The sequence below is a fragment of the Paraglaciecola arctica BSs20135 genome, from assembly GCF_000314995.1.
GTDB classification, from domain to species: domain Bacteria; phylum Pseudomonadota; class Gammaproteobacteria; order Enterobacterales; family Alteromonadaceae; genus Paraglaciecola; species Paraglaciecola arctica.
The window spans coordinates 176,046-203,009 of the sequence record NZ_BAEO01000031.1; the positions used below are offsets into that span (position 1 = coordinate 176,046).

The 26,964-nt window shown below is 39.8% G+C and carries 14 protein-coding genes; 3 read left to right on the plus strand and 11 right to left on the minus strand.

The genetic code is table 11. The features are described from left to right. Positions 1-9 precede the first annotated feature (9 nt). Genes GARC_RS26935 through GARC_RS12525 form a run of 3 tightly spaced genes read right to left on the minus strand, consistent with a single transcriptional unit; the run spans position 10 to position 3,379 of the window. Positions 10-870 carry a hypothetical protein gene (locus GARC_RS26935; RefSeq protein WP_007620539.1) on the minus strand — a complete coding sequence of 287 codons (861 nt, stop codon included), beginning with the start codon at positions 868-870 and terminating at the stop codon, positions 10-12. Beyond that, a complete protein-coding gene (locus GARC_RS12520; protein ID WP_052151501.1) occupies positions 867-1,526 on the minus strand; it encodes a sigma-70 family RNA polymerase sigma factor in 660 nt (219 codons plus the stop codon). Before GARC_RS12520 ends, GARC_RS26935 begins: the two co-directional genes overlap by 4 nt. Beyond that, on the minus strand, positions 1,523-3,379 hold the full coding sequence (locus GARC_RS12525; RefSeq protein WP_007620550.1) for a vWA domain-containing protein: 1,857 nt from the start codon (positions 3,377-3,379) through the stop codon (positions 1,523-1,525). Before GARC_RS12525 ends, GARC_RS12520 begins: the two co-directional genes overlap by 4 nt. 305 nt (positions 3,380-3,684) lie before the next feature. Between GARC_RS12525 and GARC_RS12530 the strand changes: the two genes are divergently transcribed. From GARC_RS12530 to GARC_RS12540, 3 genes are read left to right on the plus strand one after another with little or no spacing between them, the layout of a single operon-like run. After that, a complete protein-coding gene (locus GARC_RS12530; protein ID WP_007620552.1) occupies positions 3,685-4,812 on the plus strand; it encodes an efflux RND transporter periplasmic adaptor subunit in 1,128 nt (375 codons plus the stop codon). Between the two features lie 8 nt (positions 4,813-4,820). Next, positions 4,821-8,168 (plus strand): efflux RND transporter permease subunit, encoded by a 3,348-nt coding sequence (locus tag GARC_RS12535; RefSeq protein WP_007620555.1) that lies wholly within the window; start codon positions 4,821-4,823, stop codon positions 8,166-8,168. Beyond that, positions 8,161-11,250, plus strand: a complete 3,090-nt coding sequence (locus GARC_RS12540) for an efflux RND transporter permease subunit (RefSeq protein ID WP_007620557.1) — start codon at positions 8,161-8,163, stop codon at positions 11,248-11,250. The genes GARC_RS12535 and GARC_RS12540 overlap by 8 nt, the downstream gene beginning before the upstream one ends. A gap of 197 nt (positions 11,251-11,447) precedes the next feature. Here GARC_RS12540 and GARC_RS12545 read toward each other — a convergent pair whose 3' ends face one another. The 8 genes from GARC_RS12545 to GARC_RS26890 all read right to left on the minus strand — a co-directional run. Beyond that, the gene (locus GARC_RS12545; protein ID WP_039989506.1) at positions 11,448-11,813 is read right to left on the minus strand and encodes a tellurite resistance TerB family protein; all 366 of its coding nucleotides are present in this window, start codon (positions 11,811-11,813) and stop codon (positions 11,448-11,450) included. A gap of 45 nt (positions 11,814-11,858) precedes the next feature. Continuing rightward, positions 11,859-12,566, minus strand: a complete 708-nt coding sequence (locus GARC_RS12550; protein ID WP_007620561.1) for a transposase — start codon at positions 12,564-12,566, stop codon at positions 11,859-11,861. Between the two features lie 53 nt (positions 12,567-12,619). Beyond that, complete coding sequence (locus GARC_RS12555; RefSeq protein WP_007620563.1) at positions 12,620-12,871, minus strand: hypothetical protein; 252 nt, start codon at positions 12,869-12,871, stop codon at positions 12,620-12,622. Positions 12,872-13,145: 274 nt separating this feature from the next. After that, on the minus strand, positions 13,146-13,484 hold the full coding sequence (locus tag GARC_RS12560) for a ribonuclease E inhibitor RraB (RefSeq protein WP_007620565.1): 339 nt from the start codon (positions 13,482-13,484) through the stop codon (positions 13,146-13,148). Between the two features lie 18 nt (positions 13,485-13,502). After that, entirely contained in the window at positions 13,503-18,866 is a 5,364-nt protein-coding gene (locus GARC_RS12565; protein WP_007620567.1) for a polymorphic toxin-type HINT domain-containing protein, read from the minus strand. Further along, complete coding sequence (locus GARC_RS12570) at positions 18,863-19,282, minus strand: fibronectin type III domain-containing protein (RefSeq protein WP_153810924.1); 420 nt, start codon at positions 19,280-19,282, stop codon at positions 18,863-18,865. The genes GARC_RS12565 and GARC_RS12570 overlap by 4 nt, the downstream gene beginning before the upstream one ends. A 159-nt stretch (positions 19,283-19,441) precedes the next feature. Beyond that, a complete protein-coding gene (locus GARC_RS12575; RefSeq protein ID WP_007620571.1) occupies positions 19,442-23,689 on the minus strand; it encodes a fibronectin type III domain-containing protein in 4,248 nt (1,415 codons plus the stop codon). A 178-nt stretch (positions 23,690-23,867) separates the two neighbouring features. Further along, positions 23,868-26,964: fibronectin type III domain-containing protein (locus GARC_RS26890; RefSeq protein WP_039989511.1), on the minus strand; the 3,097-nt coding region annotated here is incomplete at its 5' end.

Consider the following 26,964-nt stretch of genomic DNA (forward strand, 5'->3'; position numbering starts at 1 on the left):
TATGAATAATTAATTATTTGAATCGGCTTTAGAAGCCATTGATTGTAATTGTTCTACTTGTTCTTCTGTCAGTACGTTTAAGTATTTTTCAGGTATTTTAAAATCCTTATGACTTTTTTGGTATTGAGCCAAATGTTCAAACAAGCTTTGTTGCATCTTAATACTTGAAGCACTTGACCCTAGCTCTGACATATTTTGTTTAGACAACTGCTGTCTTAATAATTCTGCCAGTTTCGACATATCAGGCAATGACATAGCTGCTATTTTCGCAGAATTAACTTCGAGCTGCGACCTATCCAACATCTGTTCTTTTATCTGTTCGTTTAACACTTTAGGTGTTTTGCTGATTGACATTCTTTTACTAGCGACTAAGGCCGACTCTTCATTTAATAGTACTTCAGCTTTGTGCGTCGAAGCCGTCATTGGCATTGCATCAAAAGACGATCCAGACGTTATAGCCTTTTTCTCTTCAGCAGATTGGCTAATATCAGGTACTAGCGAAACGGGTTCATTCAATATACCAGCATCCCCAGCAACAATATTAGTGGGGTGAATAAAATAGTCTCGCTGAGTTATAAACAATAACCCTAGAATTCCCACAGAAGCCACTAATGAAAACGGCCATTGCCACAAATTTTTGGAGTTTCTTTTTTTATTTGTATTGGCAGACGCTTCTAAGTTAAGTGTTTGCTCTTTGTCCAATAATTGAGAATTTTCTGAAAGTTGTCGTTTGGCCATCGCCATTATATCAGAGTCTATCTGAGCACTAGGCGCTTCACCTTGACGTTTTTTATCATTCTGATAAAGCTCGCTGAGTTTTTTTTCATGGGCTAATAAGTCAAAAGATCCATTTTTATTATCATTGCTCATAATATCGCCCTCCCCGATTTCACTTGCAAACATTGTCTTAGGTTTTCATAGGCATAACGCAAACGGCTTTTGCTGGCTTCAAAGCTGGTATTAAGTACCATTGAGATCTCTTTAACTGACAGACCTGCCTCTTCTTTTAACAAAAAGCTGTCTTTTTGTGCCTGAGGCAATTGTGCAATGCATAGTTGCAAAGATTCGGCGACTCTAGCGCTGCTCAATTCACTCTCTGGATCGTTGTGCATTGGTTGGGGGTTTAATTCTATAGGTGACTCACTCTCTTCATCGCAATGACTGCGCACCACCACTTTATTCACGACAGACAAATGCCGCACATGATCCACTAACTTGTTATGGGCTAAGGTATATAACCAAGTTGTGAATTTTGCCTCTGGTTTGTAGTGATCTGCCTGCACTATTACCTTGTTCCATATTTCCTGATACAAATCTTCCGCCAAACTTGACTCAGGAATATGCCGCATAAAATAGCGATACAAGCCGCCTTTGTGCCTATTATACAAGGTTTCAAACGCCCGAAGATCACCTGATGCATACTGCTGCATCAGGATAGTATCTGTTTGTTGTTGATAATCAGCTGAGTCAGTAATATTTTGCACTGACTCAGCATTGTTAGCGTTAGGAACCAAGGGTTGTTTCAATGGGCAGTCAACAAAGTTGCTTTAGCTTCAATACTGCGGGTAAAACCTTGAATATTCAATTCTGCTGACTGTAATTTTGACTCTGTTTTAGACTCTATTTTTGACGGATCCGGCATATTGACTTGTAAAGAGGCGCTGCTACGCACTAAGTTAATAAACTCGGCTCGATAACCAAACTCATCTTTACCTTTAGACTGCTGTGCGATATCGATTATTTGTTGGTAACTCATATCTTGCCAATAATCACTCTGTTTTAATAAATGGGCAAAGCCAGCTACGCTAGTGGCAAACCTAAAATCGTTAGACTGTTTTGTGAAATCAGTAATTTGACTGATCATCACAGCTCGTTTGATCAAGTGACTTTTTTCGTTACTTTTATCGCCAATATTTCCTTCACTATTTACCGCTTTGTAACGCAACTTAACCAAGGCTAACTCATTAGAAAATTGGTTGTTTTGTTCTTGAACTTCGTTCTTAACTTGAGTTTTCTGATAACGTAAAGGGTCAAGATAACGATTCTCAGAGGTATTTAGGGTTATCTCATACAAAGCCGTGACTGTATGGCCAGCGCCAATCTCACCAGCATCCACCTTATCATTGTTAAAGTCTTCTCTGTTTAGCGCACGATTTTCGTACCCTAACAAACGATATTCAGCCACTAAATTAGGATTAAATTCTACTTGGATTTTGACATCTTTAGCTATGGTTAATAATGTCCCATTCATTTCATCTACTAATACTTTTCTAGCTTCATTAATATTATCAATGTAGGCGTAGTTACCATTACCTGCATCAGCTAATTGTTCCATAAGATGATCGTTGTAGTTACCTTGCCCAAAACCCAAAGTTGTTAAGGCAATGCCTTTGTGGCGTTTGTGTTTTATCAATTCGATTAATTGTTGATGATTGCTCATACCCACATTAAAATCACCGTCTGTAGCTAAAATAACTCGGTTAACACCACCTTTGATAAAGGCCTGTTCTGCCATATTGTAAGCGAGTTCGATCCCCGCCTGACCATTGGTCGAGCCCCCCGCCGATAAACTTGTAAGTGCCTGTTTAATTTTAGCTTTTTGATCACCTTGAGTCGGCTCTAAGACCACCCCAGATGCCCCAGCATATACAACAATGGAAACACTGTCATTTTCATTCAACTGCGCGGTAAGTAACTCCAGTGAACGAGTTAACAAAGGTAATTTATTAGGGTGATTCATCGAACCTGATACATCCAATAAAAACACTAAATTTCTACCAGTAATTTGATCTACATCTGGGCTAAAACCTTTTAGGCCAATACGCATAATATGCCGTTGTTCTGCCCAAGGTGAAGTGGATATCGCAGTATCAATACTAAAAGGGGTATCAGATCCCGTTGTACTTTGCTGGGGATAGTTGTAATCAAAATAGTTAATAAACTCTTCTATTCTTATGGCATCTGCAGGTGGCAGCACGCCTTGATTGATCATTCGTCGAATATTCGTATAGCTACCCGTATCTACATCTATTGAAAAAGTTGAAACAGGATCCTGCAACACCGACTTGATACCATTTTCAGGATAGTGTTGGTAGTTTTCTGTATTCACAATGGGGCTAACAGCTCTGAAATTCTGGGGTAAATGGTAAGCAGAACCCTTAGCTTGAATATGTACATCGGCCATAGACTCTCTTAGCAAATCCCCTTCAACTCGACGCTTAACAACCACCACTGGTTTGGGTTGTTCTTTGGTTGCCTCGGATGTCTTAATTTCTTTGGTGCCAGAACTACAGGCTAACGTTAACGCCACCAAGGTTCCACTGATCACTAAGGTCTTGATACTTGAAATTTTATTGCTTTGTTTATTGAAATTTTTCATAAAATTACTCTGTTATTAACTTATTAAAGTTGCTGTGTTTGCCTTACCAACGGCTCAGTTAATAAAAAGGGTTATTTATTCTGCAAATTTTTAAGTTAATCATTTAAACCAACAAATGGTGAATATCGCTAACACTGAAAATATATAACAATCAATTTATTTCCTATTTACTACTATCCAATTGTTTTATATGGCTTTTATTGGGTTGGCATAGTCAATGCTATCTATCTAACAACAAGCTCTGACAATACGTCAGATACACATTTTCACTATTAACTTTAAACTTGCTTTTCAGGGAACCAAAAATGGAAACAATAATAAATAAAAAGGTTGGCCTCAAATTACTAATGATATTGCCAATTCTACTATCCGTTAGCCTACTTAGTAGCTGTGGTGAAGCCGAAGCCTTAGACGACCAAGAAACACTAGTGATATCGGTTCCTGTAGAAGTTGCCCCACTGTCGCTAGGTAATATTTCTTCAAATTACGCGACTACTGCTATTTTGGAAGCAAAAGAAGAGGCATTTGTAGTACCAAGAGCTTCCGGGATCATCGAACATATTTATGTTGAAGAAGGGGATTATGTTGAAAAAGGCCAAGTGCTTGCGCAAATTGAGCCCCGTCGTTACCACTTAAATTTAGATCGAGCAAAGGCTGATTTAGTTGGGGTTGAAAAAGAATTAGCAAAAATTAATAAGGTATATAATAAAAAATTGGTCAGTGACGATACCTACGATAAGCTCACAGCTCAATATGAATCAGCCAAAGCAACTCTGTCTTTAGCTGAATTAGACTTACAAGAAGCCACGATCACTGCACCTATATCTGGCTTTATCGCTGAGCGAAATGCCAAAGTAGGTAATCTAAGTGAATCTTTTCAACGTGAAAGAATGTTTCATATAGTTCAGCAAAAAGAACTCTATGGAATAGTATATTTACCTGAGAAAGAATTATCTAAAGTACATAAAGAACAACAGGCCTCTCTTAATCTAGCCGCTTTTGATGGTAGTGAGAGCCATGCTTTTGTTGAACGTATTAGCCCAGTAATTGATGCTAAGACGGGGACTTTTAAAGTCACATTACGAGTGCCTAATCCAGAAAACTTACTCAAATCAGGTATGTTTGCCCAGGTTAAATTGAATTACGACACTAAACAAAACGTGGTATTGCTTCCACGTAAAGCCTTACTTGCCATAGACGATAGCGTCAATGTATTTGTAGTTAAAGACGGTATTGCAAGTAAAAAGGCCGTGACTGTGGGTTATCAAGAAGGCGAATTTGTGGAGATATTAAGCGGTTTATTAGGTACAGAACAAGTAGTGATTACTGGCCATCAAAACCTTAGGGATGAAGCACCAGTTGAAATAATTAATGATGAGGTTGAGCCTTTAGAACTCGCACAGAAACCCTCAAGTCATGCAGCTAAAGGTTAAGGTGCGTTATGAATATTGTTGATATTGCTGTAAAACGGCCCGTTACCGTATGGATGTTTACTTTCGCTATTATTTTATTTGGTATGGTTTCACTGTCCCGTTTGGCGATAAACTTGTTACCAGAATTGTCCTACCCTACCCTGACTATTCGCACCGATTATGTTGGCGCAGCACCGGGAGAAATTGAACAACTAGTATCCAAACCCATTGAAGAAACTATAGGTGTAGTCAAAGGTGTGCGCACCGTAATATCAACCTCTAAAGCGGGTCAATCTGATGTGTTACTCGAGTTTGAGTGGGGCACAGACATGGACTTAGCCAGTCTTGAAGTACGTGAAAAACTAGACACTTTACAATTGCCTTTAGATATCAAAAAGCCATTATTGTTACGCTTTAATCCTAGCTTAGATCCGGTTATGCGATTTGGCTTAGGAGGCGCAAAACCCATAACAACTGAAGATCCCGGCAAAACAAAAAATAACCAGCAAGTAGCATTAAGCGACCAAGGTATTAAGGCCTTGCGGATCTACGCTGAAGAGCAAGTCAAGCGGCAACTCGAATCTGTGGAAGGCGTGGCTTCAGTCAAAGTAGGTGGCGGTTTAGAAAATGAAATTCAGGTATTAGTAGATCAACAAAAAACCAGCCAACTGAACATTTCAGTTAATGAAGTTATTAAACGTTTAAAAGACGAAAATGTAAATTCCTCTGGTGGCCGAGTAAAAGATGGTTCACAAGAGTATTTGGTACGCACCTTAAACCAATTTCAAAGTTTAGACGATATACGCAATTTATTTATCGCTAATCGCGAAGGTAGAAATATTCGTTTAGGCGACATTGCAACAGTGCAAGATTCTCACAAAGAACCTACCTCTATGAACCGTTTTAATGGATATGAAGGTGTAGAAATAGCGATTTATAAAGAAGGTGATGCAAATACAGTGCAAGTTGCTGAAAACATACAGTTTCGTATTGCACAGATGCAAGAAAACATTCCTAGCCAATACCAGTTACAGTTGGTCTATGATCAGTCTAGGTTTATCGCTAATGCTATTAATGAGGTAAAAACTGCAGCCATTATCGGTGGTTTGCTGGCTATGGTGGTGTTGTATCTATTTTTAAAAAATATTTGGCCAACCTTAATAATTTCTATCTCAATTCCAGTCTCGATTATTGCTACCTTTAATCTTATGTATGGCAATAATATTAGTTTAAATATCATGAGTTTAGGGGGGATTGCGCTAGCCATTGGACTACTTGTAGATAACAGCATAGTAGTGTTAGAAAACATAGCTCGCCATAAAGCGACCACTAAAGATTATAAACAGGCCGCAGTTATAGGCACCAAAGAAGTATCTATGGCCATCATCGCCTCAACATTAACAACTATGGCAGTATTTTTTCCATTAGTTTTTGTAGAAGGGATTGCAGGCCAGTTGTTTAGTGATCAGGCCTTAACTGTGACCTTTGCATTGGCTGCATCCTTAGTTGTGGCACTAACTTTAATACCTATGTTGGCCGCAAGAGAAAAATCAACTGATGCACCAAACAATAAACCAAACCTAGACTTAGGTGAAAGCCCCGAAAAAACACTTCCAACCACAAAAATGGGCTGGTTTTTTCATTATGTAACTCTGCCGCTTTATTGGTTAGTTCAATTGCTTTTCCATTTTATTCCCTTTGTTATCAGCTCCATCATTATTTTGTTATTCAGACTGTTAAGCAAAGTCTTGGGAACCTTATTTCGACCATTATTATGGGTGTTCGATAAAAGTTTCAAACAAATCGAAAAGGCTTACTTGGCAGCACTCAAACAAGCGTTAGGTATTCGTATCTTGGTTTTAACAGCAGTAGTAACCGTTTCATTAGCTTCAGTGTTGTTATTACCAAAACTTGGCATGGAACTGATCCCCGATATGTCGCAAGGTGAGTTTTTTGTAGAGATCACTTTACCCACAGGTTCACAATTAGAAAATACCGACCACGTGATTGCAGACTTAGGCATTTTTACTGCTGAGTTAGAAGGCGTAGAGCGCACTTATGCCTTAGCTGGAACCGGGAGTTTAATGAACGTATCAGCCAGTCAAGGTGGTGAATATTGGGGCAAGCTAAATGTAGTGATGCAAACCACTAGTTCGGCTCAGGCAACTCAAATAGTGATGGACAAAATGCGCACTTATTTGTCAAAACAAGCGGGGGTTCAGAGTAAGTTTGGTAAACCAGCATTGTTTACTTTTGCGACCCCATTAGCGGTACAAATCATAGGTTTTGATCTTGAAGACTTGACTAAATATAGCCAAAAATTACAGGCCATTATGCAAGGTGATAAACGCTTCGCCGATGTAAAGTCCTCATTACAATCAGGTAATCCAGAACTCAAAATTAAATTCGACCATGGAAAACTGGCACAACTTGGTATCAATGCTCCAGATGTATCTAAACTTCTGTCTGCAGAAATTGGCGGTGAAGTAGCAACTAAATACAGTATTGAAGACAGAAAAGTCGATATTTTAGTGAGAACCATGGAATCGCAACGGGATTCCATTGCTGACATTGGACAAATGATCGTTAATCCTGGGGCTAGCCAAGCTATTCCTTTGGCAGCCGTAGCAGATATAAGTATGTCAATTGGTCCAAGTGAAATCACCCGAATAGGTCAGGAGCGTGTTGCTGTGGTCTCGGCCAATTTGAATTATGGAGATCTAAATGAAGCAGTAGCAGCAGTGCAACAACATATCGACTCTTTGAAATTACCTCTTAACATGCAAGCTAAAATAGCCGGACAGAATGAAGAAATGCAAAACAGTTTTCAGTCTTTACAGTTTGCTTTAGCCCTGGCGATATTTTTAGTGTATCTAGTTATGGCTTCACAATTTGAGTCATTGTTACACCCTTTGCTGATTTTATTAACTGTGCCTTTGGCTTGTGCCGGTTCTATCTATGGATTGTACTTATCGGGCACTAATATTAGCGTAGTGGTATTTATAGGGTTAATTATGTTGGCGGGAATTGTAGTGAATAATGCCATAGTGTTAATTGATCGAATTAACCAGTTGCGTGCATCAGGAATTGAAAAAACCACAGCTATTATCGAAGCAGCACAAAGTCGCTTACGTCCAATTCTTATGACCACACTGACTACCTCATTAGGTTTATTACCTATGGCAATAGGGTTAGGCGAAGGCGCTGAAATTCGCACGCCTATGGCAATCACTGTTATTTATGGCTTGCTCTTTGCCACTTTACTTACGTTATTTTTTATCCCTGTGATCTACAGTTTATTTGACCGCAAGCAGTTTGAAAATCAAGCATATGCTTTGCCGACAAAAACTGATGATGGGGAGACAGTTCATGGATAAGTTCCAAAGCGCAGGTTCTGCATTAGCGGATTTTGCGATACGACGCCCAGTCACCATTATGATGTTGTTTATATCGATGTTGGTATTTGGCATTTTATCTAGCCAGTTATTGCCCCTAGAAAAATTTCCCAGCATTGATATCCCAGAAATCGCTATTCGTATTCCTTATAATGATGCCACGCCAGTGGAAGTTGAAAAAATGATCACCCGGCCAGTGGAAGAAGCATTAGCAACTATGTCTGGTATCAAACGATTACGTTCACGTTCCTCTGAGGATGGTGCTGAAATCCAGTTGCAATTTGCCTGGGATGAAAACCTCAAAGCCAAAGGCATAGAGGCTCGAGAAAAAATAGACGCTATACGAGCTGAATTACCCTCTGATGTAGAACGAGTGTTGGTTTATCAATTTAACACCAATGATATGCCAATTTTTTCTATGCGAGTATCCAGTGATCGAGACTTATCAAGCGCCTACGATTTACTTGATCGTAATTTAAAACGCCCCATCGAAAGAGTGGCAGGTGTGTCTAAAGTCGAACTATACGGCGTTACAAAAAAACAAATATCCATTCGTTTAGACCAACAACTGATGGCAGCACTACAAGTCAACACCAACGAATTAGCCAATTCTTTAAGTAACGCCAACTTTTCACTTGCTGCAGGCAGTTTTATTGACTCAGATATTCAGCAAAAAATCACAGTTAACCCTCAGGGAGAGTTTACTAGCTTGCAGGAAATTCGCGACATGATGGTTAAAAAAGGTGTACGCCTTAGCGATATTGCCTTGGTTCAATACGAAAAACCACAACGTACTGAAGGGCGTCATCTGGATCAGTCCTTTGCAGTTGGGTTTAACATTTATCGCGAGTCGACCAGTAATATGGTTGAAGTATCCAGCGAAGTGTTAAAAGTTATTGATGATGCGAATTCAAATCCAGCTTTTAACGGGATCCACTTATTTATTATGCAAAACGAAGCAGAGAGTGTAACCAAGTCTCTTTCTGATTTACTTAATGCAGGATTAATTGGCGCGTTATTGTCGCTATTGGTGCTTTACGCCTTTTTACGCAATGTCACTAGTACTCTATTGGTAGTGTTATCTGTACCTTTTAGTATTTGTATTACCCTAGGCTGCATGTACATGATGGGTTATACCATTAATATTTTATCCATGATGGGGCTGATGTTAGCGGTAGGTATGTTGGTGGATAATGCTGTTGTGGTCACAGAAAGTATCGAACAGGAAAAAGAAAATAACCCTGATGTGATTGCCGCTACAAAAGCAGGAGTAGGCAAAGTAAGTTTGGCGGTTATCGCTGGAACGATCACTACTGCTATTGTTTTTTTACCTAATATTGTTGGAGCCAAGGTTAACGTCACTGTTTTTCTAGAGCATGTTGCTATTGCCATTTGTATATCATTGTTTGCTTCGTTATTGATCTCTCAAACTTTGATCCCCCTGCTCTCTACCAAAATCAAATCTAAGGCAACTAAAAACGTTAGCAACAATCAACCAAAAGCTCTCGGTAAAATTGCAACTTGGTATAAAGGTATTCTTTCTTGGTCTCTTAAAAACCAAGGAAAAACCAGCCTAATTGCAATTTTAATCTTAGCGAGTACCGCGCTGCCGATGCAGTACGTTACTAGTGATGATGATAACGACAACGATCAAAATCGAGTATGGATGAACTACGACATTCAAGGTAGTTTTAGTTTGGAAGAAGTAGAAAAAACCGTTACTAAAATGGAAAAGTACCTCTACGCCAATCAAGAGAAATTTCATATCAAACAGGTATATACCTATTACACAGCTGGGTTTGCTGTTTCGGGTATTACCCTTATAGATGATTTACCCGTGTCACAATCAGAAGTGAAAAAACTAATCAGCGAAAGCCTACCCAGCTTTGTAAGGGCTAAACCTTCGTTCCAATGGGATCAAGGCAATGGTGGTGGCATCCAAATGACCATAATGGGCGACTCTTCAGAAAGACTTGCCCAAATCGCTAAACAAATAGTTCCGATTCTGACTAATGTTGAAGGGCTGTCAGACGTCAAAACTGATACCAGTCGACAAAAGCAGGAATTACAAGTAGTTATAGATAGGGAAAAAGCGTTTCGTTTTGGGCTAAATACCAAAGATATTTCGCAAGTTGTTGCTACCGCATTACGGGGTGCTAATCTACGCACGTTTCGTCACGGTGACACTGGCGAAGTGGGTATACGTCTAATGTACGATCAAGCACTCCAAAATTCAGTAGAGGCACTAAAAAACTTAACTATCACACGTATCTCAGGCCAAAATGTCACACTAGATATGATTGCTGAATTAACCGTTAAACCAAGACTTTCAGAAATTAACCGCAGCTATCGTCAAACCTCCATAACTATTGGCGGCAATTTACAAGATGGCTTTACCCTAGAAGATGCCCAAAAAAGTATTGAAGGTGTGATGCAACACATAAAATTGCCTACAGGTTACGATTGGACATTTGATGGCAGTATTGAACGCCAAAATCAAAACGAAAGTGCCATGCAAACCAATATGTTATTGGCCTTAATTATGATTTACATTGTAATGGCGGCCTTGTTTGAGTCATTACTGTTGCCAACAGCTGTGATAACTTCATTGCTATTTTCTATGACCGGAGTGTTTTGGGCGTTGTTTGCAGCCGGCTTACCTATGTCCATTATGAGTATGATTGGCATGTTAATACTCATGGGCATAGTGGTGAACAATGGCATTGTGCTGGTGGACAGGATAAACCAACTGATCAATATAGGGTACGCGGTGCAACCGGCCATCATCGAAGCTTGCTTAAACCGAGTCAGACCTATACTGATGACGGTAGCTACTACTGTATTAGGTTTAGTACCCCTTGCTTTTGGTAGTACCCGTTTAGGAGGTGATGGTCCACCCTATTCACCTATGGCAATTTCGATTATAGGGGGGTTGATATTTTCTACCTTAACCAGTTTAGTGTTAGTGCCTCTTGCCTACTTGCTACTGCTTAAACTCAGAGCAAAAACCACCGATATGATCACTAACAGCAAACGTATGATCAGCCGTGTCATCAGCATCTAGAAAAATGGAGACTACAAATGATTAAGTCGATGGGTTGTTTTACCTCTATTAGCCATAGCCGCCATTTTCTTTTTCAGCATTGGCAACACTTCAACATTAATTGTATTTTTGATCATGGGTTTTATGTTTGAGTTAGCCTTTTGAAGGCTTTCCCTAGAAAAAACAACAAGCGTTAAATTTTGGTCAATAAATTAACGTTATTTCTCTAGTAGCTCAGACAATAGGTCAATCGCCTGTTGTTCTGCAGCATCTAGTTCATCATCGGCGATAGCAACGTCTCTTACTAACTGCATTGCTTGTTGTTTCATATCATTATCAATCAACAATTTGGCTCTGTGGGTTAGATAATCTTCTACCGTGTCAGTTTTAATTGCGGCATAACATTTTAACAATGTGGTGGTGTAATATTCTTCTTTACTTACATCTGCATTCCACTCAATGGTATCGAGCCATTTGTGCATAAACTCAGATTCTTGCTCGGTGATCACGCCATCAGCAACAATCAAAAATAATACTAAATCAAACAATGCTTCACGTTGCTTTTGATCATGGCAGTGTCCCATATCCATCGACTTGAGAAATAGATCAATAGGGTCAGAGACGTTAATTTAGATTGTACCTTTAAAACTCTTGGATTTCCTATCACCACCTCTAGCTAGTGGCACTGCTCTTCTACCCGTTTGCTGCTCAATCTGTTGTTTGAATCGATTTTCGCCTAACACCCACGCTTTATTTGTTGCATCCCTTATTTCCTGCAACGTCAGTTCGGGTATATGGTGCTTAAACAGATATTTATAAGCCTGCTTACGTCCTTCTTTGTTCGTGCCAAGTGATTGATAACAGTGATGAGGCGACAGTAGCGCGACATCTTTATTCAGTGCATTGCCGTGGTAACTGGACCAAGGGTATTCCGCTGGGTGCTCCACCATATTAGCCCTTACCGGATTAAGCTCAATATAACGACTCACTAACAAAAAATAGTTATCACTATCGACTAAAGTAGATTTATATCGCCCTTCCCATAAAGTCCCTGTACGTTGATAGGTTTTATTAATATACATCACATAATACCGCCCCAAAGATTGCATAAGCTGACTTACACCTTTTTCTGTTTCGGGCGTCATGAGTAGATGTACATGGTTGGTCATCAATACGAATGCGTGAACATTCACTTGGTACTTTTTTGCGTAGTCTTTGAGTTTATCAAGATAAACCGCGTAATCTTGCTCAGCAAAAAAACTAACTTGGCGATTGTTACCACGCTGAACAACATGCTGGGGTATACCCGCCAAATTCAATCTAGGTAATCTAGCCATCTTCGTACCCTAAAATAAAGAATATCGTAAGTGTAGATGACTAAATTATAAAATCAATGTCTCTGACCCCATTGATTCGATTCTCTTATTATTCTTTTGAGCTGAAGCTCAATATATTGGCGAAAAAGAAATACTATGGGATAAACTAAAATGTCTTGATCTCTGGATGATTCGACTACTTTATGGGCTAGAGTATCTGCGGCTTGTCTATACCCATCAATATAAAGGCCAATAGAGTCATGAGAGCAGTTAACGCAAGCATTACTTTGCCAATCTTCCCCAGATGAAAAAAGTGAGTTAGTCATTCTTTTATGCTTCCTGCCGCTAGCTAATACTTATAAATTTATTTATGTAAGAGCGCTATATTTACAATACCACGAAGATAAGCAAGCATAATATTCACTAATCATTTATTTCAACAATCAGATTTATTGGTCGAAGTGCTCTTTCCTCAATAATAGACACCCTACAGGCAAGTTGAATTCAAAGAGTCAGCTCGAACACTCGTTTGGTAACAAAAAGCCCCGCGAGGGCGAGGCTTTGGATTCAAATTAAGATGACTGTCCACGTAAAGTAAGTTTACTCTACCAGCGTACCCCAGCCATCACACTTAGTATTAAAGTTGCTTAGAGCACTATTAAGCTCGCTTTGTGTTCTAATAATATCATCATAAGCAGGAACCATAATCTGAGCACAGTAGACTGAATAAACCTTATCTATTGAAGAAGCATTCTCATCATGAAATACATCACACTGGTAACCGAGATCTTCAATTTTTGCAGCTATCTTAAATGCAACAGATTCATTTTCTGCGTAACAATAATATTCGATTTTACGCGGTTGATTTAAATCAACGCCCTTCTCCTGCAAACCTTTTAGAACATCACCATCATCATCATTTGGAAAATTTTTTATCATTGGATTGCCTGCTTAATATTAATTCTCACCGTCTTGCTTTCGATACTTTTTCCCCGGAGATTCAATTTTATTATAATTGGAATCACTGCCAGCCCCTCCGTTACCATCCAAACTACGAGATTCTTGTTTGAATGATTCACGATCTGAACTAGCCGTTCGTGTTTCTGTTTTGACCGCTGGGTCACCAGTTTGTTTTTCTATTCGTTTAGCTGAAGCATCTGCTCTGGAAGGATCACCTTTACCATCGTAGGTTTTACCTGAAGCATGAGTATTAGTATAAGACCCTGTTGGGCAATTATGAACCAATACGTTTTTCTTAGTCACATAGTAAGTATGAAAGTCTGCAACTGTAAAGTTGTACGTTAGAGTTTGACGCTTTTCGTCAATAACACTCACTACTTCCATAGGATCATTTCCATCGGTTTCGATTTGATCACCAATTTTTAACTCGATAGTTGTTTTCCAGCCTGCGCCAACAACGTAAAAAGGATGATCATCGGTTGTTTCGATCCTTTGTTCAAAATCGTCAACCCCTTTTAACTTTATTTCAAAAATACCACGATCTGGTTCGTTGAAAATTTTAGTTATTGGCTTCCAGTCTTGTTCTCCTGTTTCTACATTTTTAGCCCAAAGTTTTTCACCAAGTTCTATGTCTTCAATGTTTTTATATCCATCTTCAGTTAAAACTTGAGTGCCAGCAACAAAACAACATACCTTTTTCCCAGCTCTAGCTGCTAGTCCTAATCCTGTAGCTCCGGGAATAAGTGCTCCAGCAACATTGGCCGCAAGTGATGCCGAATTTGTTTCATTAACACCATTAGTAGCCATGTCATACAGATCATAAGCAATAAACCCAACATCAAGTATTATGTCTAAAAACTCACCATTCGGGTCTGTGTACTTATAAGGATTGTTATTAACATACATATATCGGTTAAACGACATAACTGGATTTTTAGCGGTGTAACCAACAGGATCATTCGAGTAGAAACGACCTATAACTGGATCATAGTATCGTGCCTGCATATAACTCAACCCTAAATCAGCATCAAACTTATGCCCGGTATAACCGACATCATCCTTCGCACCTTCAATGCTTTCACCAAATGGGCGATAGTGCTGTTTATTGCTGTTTTCGGGAATAAAACCATCTTTAGCAATTAACTTTTTACCCAAGTAAATATAGTTAATGACACCGTCATTGGTCTCACGATACAACAAGATGCCGCTTTGACTATATAGACTGTAGCTGGTTTCAGTCCCAGAATCTGTAACAGATTTTTTCCTCACCCGGCGATTATGCCCATCATATAAAAACGTTTTGCCAGCTCCTGCACTGACCATTTGATTGGCACGGTTATAGTTGAAGTTTAACAAAGAGTTGTCGGTAACATTCCCTCTGTCATCGTAGGCCATATCTCTTATTTTTAGGGGAGTGCTACCCGGCATCTGGACTTCATCTAAGCGATTATTGGTGTCATAGGAATAATCTAAATCACGGTTTTTCCCCGCACTGAGGTGCCCTGTGTTGGTATAGGCCGTAATATTGCCAATACCATCATATTTAATGCTGCTATTGCCTATGCCTGAGCCACCTAGAGTATCAGTCAGCCGGTCCAGCCCATCGTAAAAAAGGCCTTGAGAATTATCGGTACCTAAACTGAAAGTATTATCAACTTCATCCAGTAATTTTGTGATATTAAGATTGCTATCGTACTCATATCTATAGTGCAGCGCTGTTAACCCAGTTTTTGCATCTTTGATTTCTCGCGGCACATTACGTGAGTTGAGATGAGTTTTATGGACTAAACCATTACCGTAAGCAAAAGTATTAATGTTGCCTGTTGGATAATAGGTGGCACCTGTGGCGTAATCAAAAGTCGCTCTGCCTGTTCTTGCACCTCGTACCGATTGAGTAGGCTCACCAAAGCCATTAGGCGCATATTGGATAACATCGCCGTCAGGATAGGTTAAAGACTTTAGATAGCCCAAGTCATTGTAGTCATAAACCAAAGACTTAGCCGATGGTTCTGGAGCAATACGTCTGCCATCTACAATCAAGGTTTCGTCTTTTAGCAGATTCACATTGTCGTAATTGTAGGCATGGCTAACGGCACCTGATGCAAGTGCTTTAAGATTGCCGTTATCATCTAAAGTGTAAGTCACATCTGGGCTGGCTGTGTCTGCAAAATCCATTTTCCACCGGCCACCTAAGTTATCATAGAAGAGATTGAGAGGGGCATTAGTAGCAATGGTGGCGTCACAACTGGTATGCAACGCACTGGTAACACCTTGTGCTTGTTTAGTCACTTCCCCAAGCACATTGTTTGTCATGACTGTGACGCCCACATCTTTACGGCTAACTTTACAAAGATGGTGATTGGTATCATACCAACGGTATTCGGTATGGGAGACATCTGGTTCACCTGACTTACCCGGACCCGTTTGTGTAATTGAAAGCACTTCGCCAAACACATTGATATCTTGAGTCGTCGTCACGTTATGCGTTGTATCAATCTTCGAGACCATCTTCAGCATTTTCCCATAAGCGGGGGCACTGTAGGCTAAATAATAAGTAGTAGTAACATTACCTTCAGGGGCTGTAATTTTTTGTCCATTTCCAGCGATGTAATCAATCTTAGAAAAGGTGTTATCAATGAATACCGTTTTGCGTAATCGTTGCAGATTGTCATATTGATAATTAGTCCCTAAGCTAGTTTCGCTATCACCATCAACCCAATAGGATTCGAATGTTTTATTATTGTTTTCGTCGTACTGATAACGTTGTTTTCGGGTCTTATTAGGACTCACTGCAACATCCGTATTGGTGATTGTGACCAAACGTAGTAAATTGTCATAAAATTCCTGTGACTCGAATTTAATCGAGTCCGCTATACACGCCGAATTTCCACTGTTCAAATCACAGTGTTGTAACTTTCGAACAGGGGGAAGATTACTTTCGGCTCGACTCACTTCGTCCGGCCAAGATACCCAAATATCCAACAGTGACGACGGCGAGTCGACATAGCTCACTCTGCCAAGGACGTCATAGCCGTATCTCGTCGTATTTTCGTTAAAGTCAGATATGGACGTTACCCATCCGTTGACATCAACAGTCCGAGCTTGACTGACATTGCCTGTAACCGTGTATCTGGCTGGATAACTTACTAAGCGTGGAATACCGCGGTAATAATCTGTGGCTTCCCGGTAACGATTGGCTGTGCCTAATGCGCTTAACGAACTTCGTAGTTTTTGATTAAATTCAGTTTTTTGTACATTACCATCCGTATGGTAACTTACATGACGTTTCACCCAAGTATTAAAACGCTTCTCTTCGTTAAGCAGATTTTTACCCGCGTAATCACCCGTTGTATGATAAGTAAAAGACAACACTGGGATAGTAGGAAACGTATCGGTTTCAGATAAAAAGACTTCCTTGGGTTTGTTTATCACCCAATTGACGGCGTCGTGCTCATATGTTCGTTTGATGTACCGATGTTTAGCATCTGTCACATTAGAATATTGATGCACTAATGTCGGGGAATCATATGAGTCAAATTCAGCAATGTTCTGAATGTATTGTGTGCTCATGCTTGTATCGGTTGTGTCGTACAAAATGGTTTTGGTTTCTTTTGTAATCACATCAGGCGGGACAGTTACATCTGTGTCGTCGATAAACTCATGATTTATATGAGTACCGCGTTGATAGCTGTACTGCACTTGCTGAGTGAGTACACTTGAATCTCTATGTTGCTCTGCAACAAGTTTTTGGTAGTTAAGACTATTAGTGTCTCGATTGTAAAAGTAGACGATTGAATCACCATTTCCTTGAGTCACTTGTGTCCATTTGTGATTAATCCCGCTATCAGAAATATTACTGGGTAACGTACCCGCTAGACGCATTGCGGGTAAGTCCTCAGAAAATTCGTTGGCTCTTTGTCTGTCCGTGTCCAATAAAGCTTCAAAGTCGCTACGATCCTCAGTTGGGTCATAGCGGCCGTGATTCTGCGAGTAGTCGTAATCCCAGGACTGGCCAGAAGACAGGTTTTTCTCGACCACGCTTATCATATAAGAGCAGCGTCTATTACTCACACGCAGATTGGTACTATTTGTATGTGAAATTCGCTGCGCCCCTTCAGAGCCACGGGCGAGCACATTTGTCTTACCATGAATACGCCACCCTAACTTAAAGGTCCCGGTCACGCCTTCCGGGTGTTTTACGGTTAAAGATGCGGCATTTACATTTGCATTGTCTGGATACAAAATAGAGGTATCGCAACCCCAAGTTTCATCAAAGTAATTTTGAGTCAGGTCGTCCCGCATAAATTTACGTAGATTGTACTCCCAATGCTTAACACTATCCGGCAACGTCACCTTTTCGAGTGTTCTTGCACTGTCATCTGTATAATCGTAAGTCCAAACTCTGTCATTAGCCGTAACTGTACTGACTCTGTCATCAACATAGGCAATATCTATTACACGAGCATCATCACTGGAAATCTTATTTAGCTGTTTGCCTGTAGAGTCATATTCATACTTAACCCAATTGCCGAATCTATCTTCTACGCGGCTCACCTTAAAGTGATGTTCATCAATCGTCCCTATCCCTTCTGTCGGGTGATGTTTCACAATCACTTCAAGTACGTCGAAATAATATTTTACACCTTGCGGTGATTCGACTAAAAACCCCTCTCCCGAGCCGATGGTTAAGTCGGTACAACTGGCACGCCATTTACTTTGGGTCGATAGGTCATAATCTTTTAACCCCAAGGGTACCGAGTCTTTCCTCCAAATACTATGAAGCGGTTCGCTGATAAAACCAGGCACATCTATTCTTGGTCCACTGGTATACATACTAGGAGAGATATGAGTCACACGGCTGTCAAGATTAAACAATGTTGGCTGTTGCAAGACAAGGGTACTGACGATATCAGGGTGTATGTTACCCGAACATTGTTGACCATTGTTATATCCATCTGGCCTTAGCAAAGGGTTCGTTGCCACATCATATACAATCTCTGGCACCTTAATAGCCCAGTCACCTAAGTCCAGCTCCGTTTTATATTCTTCACTCCATTGGCTTACAAAGGTATTGTATTCACGACGAAACTCTACTGACAGTGAGGAATTTCCAGGAATAGACACGTCAACTTGGTCAAATTTGAGTAACCCACTGGCATGGTCGACTTTGTCACCTAACAGATCTGTACTCAACGGCGACACTTCATACGATTTTTTCATTTTTTCGACAAGTGTATAGTCGAATTCAAAATCTTCTGCTTGCACATAAAAAACAGACAGAAAACACCCCGTTATTAGACAAGCTTTAAGAATGGATAACCTGTTACAAATAAAGTTAGTTGTGCTGAATATATTTCTCATTGTGATACTCCTTGTGTCTCTGCCGCTGGCGACCCTAATAAATCAGTGTGGATAAAAATAACGCGCCTTTGCAAAAAATCCTGCAAAGTAAATGTCCCTTCTGCATAATCAGCGACAGCATCACCACAATGAATAGCAACGTCAAGCTCTTCAACACAACCACTGACTCTGAACTTCTGCTCACCCGATTCAAGGTCGTTAATAGTGATTTGATTACCGGAAATCGGTTGGTCTGTTTGTATTACCCAAGCTCCGTCGACGTCTTTTTCTATTTGGTAGTGAGTCGCATGGCTGACTACGTCCCAAGTTAGCGTAATATCGCTAGTGCCAGCAAAAGACAAACTAGAAAAAAGCATACTGCCTGCCAGAAAAAGCGATTGAGTCCATGTGTACATACTTTTCATCTGTCTTTTCATTATTTTGTTCGTCCCTGACTGTTTATATTGGGGTTGTAATCTTGTTTCTGCTTTTAATTCTGACGAGGGGTACACCCTGTTTCGTCGGCTGGATAGCGACTCCTTTTTGGTAAGGCCTTCGGTCACTAATTTTGCTTGTATCTTGTTATAATTCATCAACTATTGCTCCGACATTAAGTTTTGTGGCGCACTAAGCTTGTTCACCGTAATGCCAGCTACAATATTACTGACCAACACATCAGTAGCGTCATAACATTGCCAATTTGTCACTTCACCTGTTGTCACAGCATAAAATACAATTTGGCTTGTGTTATCAAAGCGTAAGTTACTGTCATCTGTTGATACGCAATAGGATATGGCCGAGTCAAGATTAGTTAACTGCACTTGTTCGCCGATATTTACTGGTGATTTTGACCATTCATATTCAATTGGTGGCGTTACATCTGATAAAATAACAACAGACGGCTCACTATATTGTTTGCTGCCATTAACTTCGAAAATGGCTTTAACAAAGACATAATATTTGCCATCAGCTTGAGGTTTAATCTGCTGTAAAACAAAATCATTGCTAATTGTACTAGCTGACAATGTTGCTCCCCATATCCAATTGGTACCAGAATCATCAATGTAACCGACAGAAAAGCCAGTTAAGAATTCATTATCAGGTCTACTCCAGTTTACATAAATCCTTTCATTTACAATATTGGCCGATACGTTTGTTGGTTGAGGCAAAACACCTATATAGATACCTTTAGCTGTTTTACTTAAAAGTGCACAATCAGACTCACTCTTACAGCTTCTAATTCGATAGATATTGTTACCAGGAGGTGGATTAAGTACCGGTGTGTAAGTGCGATCTTGACTAATGGCTTGATAGTACCCTACATCTTGCCAAGTTAGCTGCTCGTCAGTTGAACGCTCTATTTTATATCCTAAGGCCCCGAAACCAATACTCCAAACAAATTGATACCCCCCACTTCCATCTTTTTCAAATTTAAATGTAGAAGGAGGTCGTATTATTGTCGTGTCGAATTCAATTGAAAACTCTTCGCCATACGTGGTGGTTGTAAAGTCACACTTGCCAGCTTCATCTCTTAACATTGAGCCGACTTTCACTATCCATGTGCTTGGATCCGCAGTTTCTATTGACCAACTATCGACAAAGCGACCAGACCCCCACACCCCAGTTGAGAAAGGATTGGATTCTCCTGGAAGATAAATATCTCTAGAAACCGCAAAGCAATCTAAATCAAATAATGGAGACCAAGTAACAACAGCCCCTCTTTCATCTTTTTGAGGGATTACATTTTCTGGCGCAAAGGGCACATTCACAGTAATTGATTGAGGAATATTTTGACAAATACCATATATATCACAGGCAAAAATACGGTAATAAACGCTACGAAATCTATATTCGATAACAGGCATCACTTCATCTAGGCCACCAAAAACATCTAACGCCCAAGAATCTGTAACCGGACCATTAGTCAGCGATTTGTCTTCGGTGGAATACACTCTATAACTAGTCGGTTTAATAGAAGACCAACTCAAATCAAATGCCCATCCGCTTTTATGGTATAGCTCTGACAACTTACTTAGAACTGGCCTCTGAATTGCCTGCAACATAGGAAAGTCGACTATTGGGGAATAAGTAAAATCAAGCAGTGTTGGCACTTCACAAGTGAGCATATCTTCATTGGTACATTTAGTGAGTCGATATTGAAATGCATAACTTTCGTACCATAGGCTTCTATCTTCGTAACTAGCATTCTCACCTTGATAAATAGTTTGCCATTGCCCCGTAACGTTTGACTCAATTGTATAAAAACTGTTGTCGCTTAGGTCTGGCCAACTTACTTGCAGAGCCATTGCACCGTCTTCCGGGGAGCCTACTTGATACGGAAAACTGAGCCTAGCAAGGTTGTTATCAGGAATATCATCAACGATGACAGTATTAGATTCAGTAAAGTTGTTACATCCACTAACATTGCAAGGTTTAACACGGAACCTATAATCTCCAGTCTGTTGTACATCATGCACTGTCAAATTTGCAGCGGTAGAATTAATGGCGGGAAAAGGCTGCCAAGCACCGTCATTATGCTGTAGCTCCACAATATACTCTTGCACTGCGTTTGATTCTTTCCATGTAAATGCCAATCTGTTTTTAATTTTTTCTAGACGAACATTGTCACTAGTAATTGTAACTGGAGTTGGTAGGAATTCGATTGTATTGGTTTCTTCTGAGTAACTACAATCTTCGAGACAACTTGATACCTTAAATTTATAACTGCCTGCAGGCAAGTTAGGTGTCGTGAAGGTTTGTTGTTTGGTTCCACTATAAGGCTGGTACTGCCCTCCTTCATAGCTGTATTCTACGGTATTTAGTTGTCCTGTATCATGTTGCTGCCAATTGAATGAAATATTTTGCCCGTTAACCTGCACTAATATATTTGTCACTGGGTCAGGCCGCTGCACAGCATTAACATAATAAGATAGCTGAGAACAACCATTAAAATTACACATTTTGGACGCAAGTGAATAATATCCACCTGGCAGTTGGTCGGCGACAACCCACTGGTAATTACCATAATGAATATTTTCAATTACCCCTGATACGTTCCCCAAACTATACTTGTTTCTATAAAACAAACTAATGGTACCGAAAGAAGGGTGAGGGTTTATCGATAGGCGTATTTTACCGGAGTTAGTAGTCCAAGCAGTTAATGTATGGCGTCCAGGTTTATGAATTAAATCAATAGAGCTTTGCTCAGTTACGGAAGACGGCTCGGCGCAATTATCGCCCTGACAAGCAACAATTCGATATTTATAATTCCCTACATTTAAGTCACTAAAGCTAGCAGATTGAATATTACCTTCATAAGTACCAACATATTCCCAATCACCATTTTCAAATTGTACTTCAAGCCTATATTGATCAGCATTAGCCACGTTGTTCCAAGTTACATCAAAATGATTGCCCTTTTTCTCTGTTTTAACCACTGGTACTTCTGGCGCTGGTGGGAAAACTAAAATGGTTGATTTTTCTGAATGAAAACCGCAAACAGAACTATTACAAGCTCTTAATTCATATTCGTACTTACCCTCAACATTAACTTTTTGCACTGTGGTTTCAGTATGCTCAGAAAATAACGTGTTGTTTTCATATAATTTATAACTTGTTGCGTTCGAAACACCACACCAGTTTATATCAAAACTTTGTCCAGGTAATTCTCGGGCTGGCAAATTGATACAACTAGGTGGGTCAATATCTAATTTCTCAAAAGAACCTCCTGCTAAACTGAACGTTTCAAGCGTAAATGAACCTCTACTGAACTCTTTATCTGTACCCACAGCTAAGTAATATTCGCCCGGTAAAGCTTGGAAAGTAAAAAAGTGACCATCAGTCATTAACTGCTCAGCCAAAATTTCTCCGTGAGGGGTTAATAAGTATAAATAACTACCGGAACTATTGGGGTTCCCCCAAGACGGGGTTTGAAAGCGGTTATATACCCTTATAGAAAGCTCAGTCGCTTCAGTAAGTTCAAACCAGAATGTTGGATTATTTTCAGAGAAGGGAGTTTGTCCAGCAGAGCTTGACCAGCTACCAACAGTCTTAGAAGGTAATTGAGTAATAAATTCATTTTCAATGTCATATGTCGCAATACTAAAAGCCCCGTTACCTCCGGGCTTATTTGTACCCATTACAAAAGTATATTCACCTGGTAATAATTCTACTGAAAAGTGTCGTTCTACCGTAACACTTTGTGGTGATGCTCCTGCTGCTGGTTCTTTTACTATGCTGCCAGTGTCATCCAATATATAAACATGAAGGCCATGCCCATTTCTATTGTAATAAGGAAACTTAGCTTTAACTTCAAAATGTACAACCTTTGTTTCAGGTATGCTGAATGAATATTGAGGGTTTCTTATAGAATAAGGATCTTGTCCTGCCGAGCTTTCCCAATTACTTTCAACTACTAATAATGGTTTAGCAATTAACATATCTAAATCTGGCGTAATAACGGTAAATGTTCCCCTATCACCGGGGACTAGTGTTGATACAACAAGTGAATATTCGCCTTGAGGCAAATCAATTGACAAATTCAGATTTGAACGAGCCTGCATTTCTTTTATCACAACGCTTTTATCGTTCAAAATGTAAGCATGTAGACCTTGACTGAAACTATTCAAAGTGAAATTTGCCGAGATGGAAAAATTGACCTCTTGTAAGTCTTTTACTGTAAATTGAAAATTAGGATTACTTGTTGAGTGCACATTTCCTATCACTGAAGAAGCCCAACTACCAGTAATCGAGTGCTCTGCAGAAAAGGATAAACTTGAAAACAAAATTAATAACAAACTGATTAACTTTACGTAAAAAACGCGCGAAAAAATTCTAAATAACATACTGTTCCCTATCAGCGAGACTGCATTAAAGATGAAATTCCATTACTGTTTTATGATTTTTATGATGCAGCTTAATTAAAGATCTTGCTGTTCATATATAGTCCCCGTAATTCATAAGCCATTGTTTATCGCGCCCTTCGTCACTAATTGTGCTTTGTAGATTGCTAGCCCGCATCAGTTATTGCACCGACATTAAGCTTTGCGGCGCACTAAGCTTATTCACCGTGATGGGGGCGACAATAGTACTGACATGTGCATCAGCAGCGTCGTAACATTGCCAATCTGAGACTTCACCTATTGTTACCGTATAAAATACAGTTGGATTGGTGTTGTTAAAGCGCAGGTCAGTGTTTTGTGCGGCAACGCAATAGGTTATAGATGAGTCAAGGTTAGGTAGATGAACTTCTTCTCCTACATTGACCGCAGGTTTTGACCAAGTGTAATCAGTTGAAACAGTAATATCGATAGGCAATGATGGCGTACAACCAGCGGTATTACAGGCGTCAATTCTAAAACGATAGTTCCCAGCTTCAGGTCTAGCGATTATAAGCGACGATGCATCGCCTGAAACACCCTCTGGCTGAAGAACAAAACTTGGGCTAATTGATTGATATAATTGATAATTATCTACGCGTTCAGCCAATGGCCAAGACAATCGGATATTGCCTTGCGCATTATCAATATTTTCAATGGTTAATACTGGTGCTTGAGGTATGTTTACCAAGTCATATGAGACAATTTCAGACCAAGCAGAAAAGTATTGCACACCATTTAGCGTTTCTTTGGTTTTAATTCTAAATTCGTAAAAGGTGTTAGGTTCTGGGTCAAATAGCGCAGTACCAAAATTAGCAGTATTAGTAAACTCCTGCCATGGGCCATTATTAAGGCGTTTTTCGATATAATATTGTCCATTTGTCGACGCAGATTGCCAAGACAAACTTAAGAAGGGTCGACTACCAGTATAAGAAACAACAGTAAGTGAATGAGGCGGAATAATTTCACCTGATTGCTCTAATACTCTAATCGGAGCAACCATAGTGATAAAAGGTGTAGCAAGGCCGTCCTTTTTTGCTCTAACGCGGTAAAAATGCGACCCCGGCGTGGTGTCGTTAAGGTTAACATACATAGCACTTGTTGATGCTACAAAGCCCCAAATATTATGATTGATATTAAGCTTTTGGATTTCGTACGTTGCACCATTATTTTGTGATGTATTAGCCACTTGCCAGCTTATGTTCATATGCTCACTGCTACCGTTTACCACATGAGAAGCAGTGACTGAAGAAGGCGCTAACAAGGTATTTTTGTCATTCGTGACTGAAATGTCACCGCTAGAAACCCACTCTGAAAATTTTCGGGTTATGTTAGAACGAACTTTAACCCTAAACTGATAGTTACCACTGAGTGGTTGAAATAACGGATTACTTTTATTGGCTGTATTAGAAAGCTCTTGCCATTGCCCACTGTTATAACGGTATTCTATGTAATACTGAACATCGATTTCAGTAGAGTCCCAATTAACAGCAATAAAGGGATTGCTACCCGACGAATAATATTGCGTTGTAAGATTAGTAACCACCGTGGGCACAGCATCTATAGTAAAAGGGACTACATTAAATTGAGATAAATTGCCTTGTGCATCGATAGACCTCACTTTTACTTTATAATTACTGTCTTGTAAATTTGTAACATCGATTTGTAAATTTGAGGTGATTTGGTTAACCATTTCTTTGAAATTTGAATCAGTTATTATCACCTGATAGTTTTTAGCATCAGGTACCGCGTCCCAATAAACATAAAAGTTATCGCCATCAATTTGGGTGTTAATGACTGAAGGTGATGGAACGGAACTAACACTGTTGCCAATGGGGTAATACTCACTCAGCTTCCAACCAGAATGGTAACCTTCAGGATCATACTTGCCCTCTGTTCTCACTCTAAAACGATATAAGCCACTGTTTAATTTGTTATCCGTACCTAGAATTAGGCCCTCTATAGGGTGGCTCCAATGTAATCGTAATGATGCATTTCTGCCAAAAGATGCAGAAAACCATTCACCATTATTTACTTGAACCTCAAAACGATATTGTTCTATGGGGCGATAATATTTATCTTTTGTATACCCAGCGGCAAGTAAAAAGCCATTATCAATTGATGTATAAGGCTCAACAGACAAGGAATCAGGGATAGCGATTCCTGGTTGTTCAACTACTTGAATTTCTTGACTATATTGCCATTCTGATCCTTGATTGCCTGAAATGGCTCGTACACGCATCTGAAAACGCCCAGACGGCAGGGTATTTATACCTGTTAACGAGGTATCAGTAGTTGTTATATTATCATTCTGCCAATAATTGTTTTTTAAGTCCCTGATACCATATTGATATTTAACGGCACCAAAAACTGGCTGCCACGAAGCATTATAACCACCATAATATACAGGGTCGAATTGTAATGGAGCTGGTTTACCTAATGGGACATTGGCTAATATACTAAAATTTCGGCTTTTATTGACCCAGCTACTAACTTGACCATTTCGAGTTGAACGCAAACGTAAGGAATACTGGTCGGGCAACAGATCTTTTATTTCTAGTCGATTTTGCCCTTTATTAAAGGTGATTTGCTCTGCAGGTAAACTTTGCCAACCCCCTTTGCCCGAATTTACTTGTAGCTCGACACCATCAGTACCTAACATTTGAATCAATTGAATAGTAGTTGTATTACCTGCTGCGTCCGCGGTGGATTGTACAATTAAGTCTGCTCTTGGCAAGAACGGTGCTATAAGTGGCACATCAACAACAAACCAATTGCCTCCCCCTCGACGTAGCCTAACTTCGGTAATTGCTTCGCCAACATTATAATTACAGCCTCCCCAAAAATATTCATCGGGAGGATTACCATAGTTATTAGTGATTTCGAAATGAGAGCTATAATTTCCTTCATCACCACTACCACATGATTGCCAAGGACTTTGACCATTTCGCTTCTCAATCTCAAAGCCATACTCCCCTGCCCCCTGCCAAATCAAAGCAACACCACGGTTTTGTTCGAAATATGACCGGCTTAGATTATGCTCTGTATACCCATAAATATTATTGCCTGTATAGGCTCCTAAAAAGGCACGGCTAGCTATCGTGACATCTGCTTGATTATTTTGAGGGTTAGAGGTGTCATTGCCACCTCCGCTATTATTGCCACCTCCACTATCCGAGTCTGACCAAGTGCTTTCTGCCAACTCACCACCGTAGGTACTTAGGGTAAAGGAGCCACTTTTG

Excerpts from the sequence above, each read along its gene's own strand:
- GARC_RS26935 (WP_007620539.1), bottom strand. The coding sequence starts at position 870 with ATGAGCAATGATAATAAAAATGGATCTTTTGACTTATTAGCCCATGAA.
- GARC_RS12525 (WP_007620550.1), bottom strand. The coding sequence starts at position 3,379 with ATGAAAAATTTCAATAAACAAAGCAATAAAATTTCAAGTATCAAGACC.
- GARC_RS12530 (WP_007620552.1), top strand. The coding sequence starts at position 3,685 with ATGGAAACAATAATAAATAAAAAGGTTGGCCTCAAATTACTAATGATA.
- GARC_RS12535 (WP_007620555.1), top strand. The coding sequence starts at position 4,821 with ATGAATATTGTTGATATTGCTGTAAAACGGCCCGTTACCGTATGGATG.
- GARC_RS12540 (WP_007620557.1), top strand. The coding sequence starts at position 8,161 with ATGGATAAGTTCCAAAGCGCAGGTTCTGCATTAGCGGATTTTGCGATA.
- GARC_RS12545 (WP_039989506.1), bottom strand. The coding sequence starts at position 11,813 with ATGGGACACTGCCATGATCAAAAGCAACGTGAAGCATTGTTTGATTTA.
- GARC_RS12550 (WP_007620561.1), bottom strand. The coding sequence starts at position 12,566 with ATGGCTAGATTACCTAGATTGAATTTGGCGGGTATACCCCAGCATGTT.
- GARC_RS12555 (WP_007620563.1), bottom strand. The coding sequence starts at position 12,871 with ATGACTAACTCACTTTTTTCATCTGGGGAAGATTGGCAAAGTAATGCT.
- GARC_RS12560 (WP_007620565.1), bottom strand. The coding sequence starts at position 13,484 with ATGATAAAAAATTTTCCAAATGATGATGATGGTGATGTTCTAAAAGGT.
- GARC_RS12565 (WP_007620567.1), bottom strand. The coding sequence starts at position 18,866 with ATGAGAAATATATTCAGCACAACTAACTTTATTTGTAACAGGTTATCC.
- GARC_RS12570 (WP_153810924.1), bottom strand. The coding sequence starts at position 19,282 with ATGAAAAGACAGATGAAAAGTATGTACACATGGACTCAATCGCTTTTT.
- GARC_RS12575 (WP_007620571.1), bottom strand. The coding sequence starts at position 23,689 with ATGTTATTTAGAATTTTTTCGCGCGTTTTTTACGTAAAGTTAATCAGT.